This is a genomic window from Phenylobacterium sp. (assembly GCF_036263695.1).
GTDB lineage: Bacteria > Pseudomonadota > Alphaproteobacteria > Caulobacterales > Caulobacteraceae > Phenylobacterium.
Map to the genome: position 1 here is coordinate 1 of NZ_DATAGM010000325.1, position 4,222 is coordinate 4,222.

The window sequence follows — 4,222 nt, forward strand, 5'->3', positions numbered from 1 at the left end:
CCTTCCTGGGGCCGTAGCTCAGTTGGTAGAGCGCCTCGTTCGCAATGAGGAGGTCAGGGGTTCGACTCCCCTCGGCTCCACCATCCTGCTCCGCGCATAGCGCTTCGCAGGATGCCCTCCGCAGCCTTCGGGCGAAGGAGGGCCCAGGAACCCAGAATGACGCATAGCGCGCCACAGGCCCTCAGCATTGTCGCCCACTACGGGGCGGGGCAAACGGGGATGAGCCCCTTCGGCGCTTCGGCGCAGTAGGGTTCGTACCAGACGTCGGTGGCGCCGATGGCGTGCTCGTGCAGGCGCCAGCGGCCGCCGGTCTCACGCCAAAGGGCTTCGGTGCGCAGGCCGTCGAGCTCGAGGTCGGGATTCTCGCGGGCGACCCGCGTCTGCGCTTCGGTGATCGGCGAGCCGTCTGGATGGCGCGGTTCGACGATGGCGAAGGCCCAGCCTGGGGCCACACGCAACCTCTCGACCTTGAAGATCACGGGCCGGCCGATCGCCGCCTCGACCTTCGGCCGCAGCTGGTCCAGCAGCAGCTTGCGCTCAGGCGAACCTGGGGCCGGGGTTCGGACCTGGGCGGCCGCGGCCGGCGCGCCGGCGAGGCACAAGCCGGCGGCGGCGATCGTCAGAAGATCGCGAGGCGCCCCGCTCAATGCGGCAGGGTCCCCACCACCAGGTCGCGCAGGCGGGCGGGGTTGGCCGGCTTGATCAGCACCGCGGCGCCTGGGGCGGCTTCCTGGATGCGTCCGATGGTGCCGGCGTCGCCGTAGGCGGTGATGAAGATCAGGCGCACGGGGCGCTCGGCCAGCAGGCGGCGCGCGGTCTCGGCCCCGTCGATGCCGGCCCCAAGGTTCATGTCCATCAGGACGAGGTCGGGATGGAAACGGGCGGCGAGTTCCAGGGCGCTCGGCCCATCGTGCGCCAACTCGCTGTGGATGACGCCCATGTCCTCCAGCAGCGCCTGCAAGTGCCAGGCGGCCAGGAACTCGTCGTCGACAATCATCACCTTCAGCCCCTCGAGCCCGGCGTGGGGATCATCGCCCGGCGCGGCCTGCGGCGGCGGATCGGCCTCGAGATGGGGCGTGAGAAGTGCAACGTCGTCGGCAAGCCGCGTCATCGGCATCGATACCCTTCAGGTCTTCGGCAAGGACGGGGCGGGGGCACGGGTGCCCGCCAGGGCCCTTCCCTAGCAACACCCGCGCCTGGCGCGCCAGAGGGTTTGGACCTAACCGGGGGATGAATTTCAGGCCGGGGCCGGCGAGCCCATGGCGTCGACCACCTCGGCCGCGCCCAGGGTGCGGTAGCGGGCCTCCAGGAAGGCGAACAGCCCGAAGGCGATTAGGCCGACGCCGGCCAGGGCCAGCAGCCCCTCGCCGAAAGGATAGGCGCGCAACGCGTCCAGCGCCCCGCCCAGGCCGCGCGCCGGACCCGACGAGGCCTGCTGGCCGGCCTGGAACATGGCCAGACCCAGAGGCAGGAAGGCGACGCCGCGGCCGAGGTGGCCCAGCCGCCCCAGCCCCGCGGCGAGCTTTGCGATCCCGCGCGTGCAGACCAGCCGGCGATGCGGCTTGCCCGCGGCTTGCACCAAGTTGCCCATCCCGACGGCGACGATGAAGAGGCCGCAGGCGGCGATGGCCAGGGCTCCGCCGGGCCAGTCCAGCACCTGCTGCACCGCCTGCTTAGTCGCGGCCAGGTCGTCCACCTCGCGCGCCTCGCCCAGCGCGTCGATCAGGCTGAAGACGGCGAAGCCCAGGGCCGCGTGCACCACCCCGCTGATCGCCTGTCCGGCGCGATTGGCCAGCGCCCCCGGCGAGCTTCCCTCTCGGTCGGCGTCGAATAGCGACTGCAGCAGGCGCCAGCCGGCGAAGCCGTACATCCCCAGGCCGGTCAGCCACAGCAGCAGCCGCCCAGCCGGCCATTCGCCCCAGGCCTGCAGCGCCTCCACCGCGCCGGCTGCGCGCGGCACATGGCCGGCTGCGGCCAGCAGCGCGATCACGCCGACGCTGAGGTAGACCAACCCCCTCGATACGAAACCCGCCCGGCAGGCGAGCTCGGCCAGCGCGCCGAGCGGCGCCTGGGCGAGCCAAGCCCGCGTCTCGCGCCAGGCCTTCAGCGATGGATGCGTTCGGTCGGTCAAGCCCGCCTCCGCGGCGCGCAAGCGGCGCCGTGGAGGGAACGTGACCCCGCTACCCCTGGTTCCGCCCTTTAGAGGGTGAACAGGAAGGTCGAATCCACGTTGCCGGTCAAAAGGATGACCATGTCGTCGCCCTGACCGTCGCCGTCGGTGTCCATCGCCAGGGTGGTGCGGTTGGTCCCGGCGTTGAAGGTCGCCACCATCTGGCCGGCGACGCCGGTGAAGCTGGTCGCCCAGACAAAGGCCTGGTCGCCGTCGGCGTTGACGTTGGCGTCCACCGCCGAAAGGTCGATGCGGTCGCTGTCGGCCTTCTTGAAGTCCAGGATCAGGTCCGGGGCCACGGCGCTGGAGTCGGCGGCGCTGACGAACACGAAGCGGTCGGCCCCGCTGCCGCCCATCAGGCTGTCGGCCCCGCCGCCGCCGGACAGGGTGTCGTTGCCGCCGGTGCCGGACAGGTTGTTGGCGCCGGCGTTGCCGGTCAGCACGTTGTCTGCGCTGTTGCCGGTCCCGTTGATCGCCGCGGAGCCGGTCAGGGTCAGGTTCTCGACGTTGTTGTTGAGGCTAGCCGTCACTCCTGCGTAGACGAGATCCGTTCCGGCGCCCGAATACTCGGTGATCGTGTCCCCGACGCCGAGATAGTAGATGTCGTCGCCGGCGCCGCCGAGCAGCGCGTCGCCGCCGTCCCCGCCATCCAGGGTGTCATTGCCCTCGCCGCCCGTCAGCCGGTTGGCCGAGGCGTTGCCTATCAGCAGGTTCGCGAGGCTGTTCCCCGTGCCGTTAGCGGCGGTCCCGGTGAGGACCAGGTTCTCCACGTTGGCGCCCAGCGTGTAGCTGAACGAGGCGTGGACCGTGTCGGTCCCCGCGCCCGAGGCCTCCGTCACCACGTCGCCCGTGACGTTGACGACGTAGGTGTCGTTGCCCGCGCCGCCCAGCAAGGTGTCGTTGCCGAGGCCGCCGTCGAGCAGGTTGTTTCCGGAGTTGCCTTCGATCCGGTTGGCGCCGCCGTTGCCGACGCCGATCAGGTCGGCCGTGCCCAGCAGCTTCAGCTGCTCGACTTCGTCCCACAGCTCCAGGACATTGACGGACGCTTCCACCCGGTCGACCCCGCCGGTGCCGGAGCTGTAGGTCTCCACGACCTTGTCGCCTGCGTTGTCGACGTTGAAGACGTCATTACCGGAGCCGCCGGTCATGGTGTCGGCGCCCGTCCCGCCGTAGATCGAGTCGTGGCCGCCCAGGCCGTTAAGGGCGTCGTCGCCAGTCCCGCCGGTGACGGTGTCGTTGCCCTCGGTGCCGCTGCCCGGCGGCGGCGGGGGCGGCGTCGGGCCGCTGCTGTTGCCGCTCTGGACGTTGTAGGGGCCCGAGGCCCTCACCGTCAGCGCGAAGAAGTCGGACTCCGTGTCCCCGCTGCCGTCTCGGGCGACCAGCTTCAGATAGATGGTCTGGGTGGTGGTCGGGTTGCCGTTGATCGTCCAGTTGCCGGCGTTGAAGGTCAACCAGCTGGGCAGCGTGCCGCTGTTCACCAGATTGCCGCTGGAGTCGACCCGCTGGAGCGTCACCGACACGGCGTCGCCCACGTCGATGTCGGCGATCGCGGTCTGCGGGATCACATAGTGGAAGGCGCCCACCGGCGCGGTCAGGTCCGGCGTCTCGGTGCGCACCTGAGGCCCTGTGCGGGTGACCCCGTCCACCCCCGTGCCGTTCAGGGTGTTGTCCTTCACCAGGCCGTCGGTGGCCTGCACGGACTCGCGGATCAGCCACGAGCCGTTGACCGTGCTGATGGTGTTGCCGGTGATGACGAAGCCTTCCGGGACCATCACCTGGCCGGTCGTGGAGTCGGTCGAGTGGGTGACGTAGACCTCGCTGTAAAGGTCGCGGCCGACCTGCGAGTTGTTGCGGATCGTGGAGTTGAGGATCGACACGTTGTCGGATCCGTCGACCTTCACGCCCTCGCGGCCGTTGTCGTGGATGTTGACGCCGTTGATGGTCACGTCGTGCGAGTACTTCACCAGGATCCCGGCCAGCGCGTTGCCGTGGAGCTCGCCGCCGGTGATGGTGATGTTGAACGGCGAGGGGATGTCCTCGCTGCCGCGCTGG

General features: G+C 70.2%; 4 protein-coding genes and 1 tRNA gene. 1 reads left to right on the forward strand and 4 read right to left on the reverse strand.

The window, feature by feature from the left end:
- Positions 1–7: 7 nt before the first annotated feature.
- Positions 8–83, forward strand: a tRNA-Ala gene (locus tag VHK87_RS13300).
- Positions 84–197: 114 nt separating this feature from the next.
- Here VHK87_RS13300 and VHK87_RS13305 read toward each other — a convergent pair.
- From VHK87_RS13305 to VHK87_RS13320, 4 genes are all read right to left on the reverse strand, one after another.
- Entirely contained in the window at positions 198–647 is a 450-nt protein-coding gene (locus VHK87_RS13305; RefSeq protein ID WP_329635378.1) for a hypothetical protein, read from the reverse strand.
- A complete protein-coding gene (locus tag VHK87_RS13310) occupies positions 644–1,111 on the reverse strand; it encodes a response regulator (protein WP_329635379.1) in 468 nt (155 codons plus the stop codon). Before VHK87_RS13310 ends, VHK87_RS13305 begins: the two co-directional genes overlap by 4 nt.
- A gap of 126 nt (positions 1,112–1,237) precedes the next feature.
- Entirely contained in the window at positions 1,238–2,131 is an 894-nt protein-coding gene (locus VHK87_RS13315; protein WP_329635380.1) for a DUF1206 domain-containing protein, read from the reverse strand.
- A 68-nt stretch (positions 2,132–2,199) separates the two neighbouring features.
- A partial coding sequence (locus VHK87_RS13320) for a M10 family metallopeptidase C-terminal domain-containing protein (RefSeq protein ID WP_329635381.1) occupies positions 2,200–4,222 on the reverse strand: 2,023 nt, incomplete at its 5' end.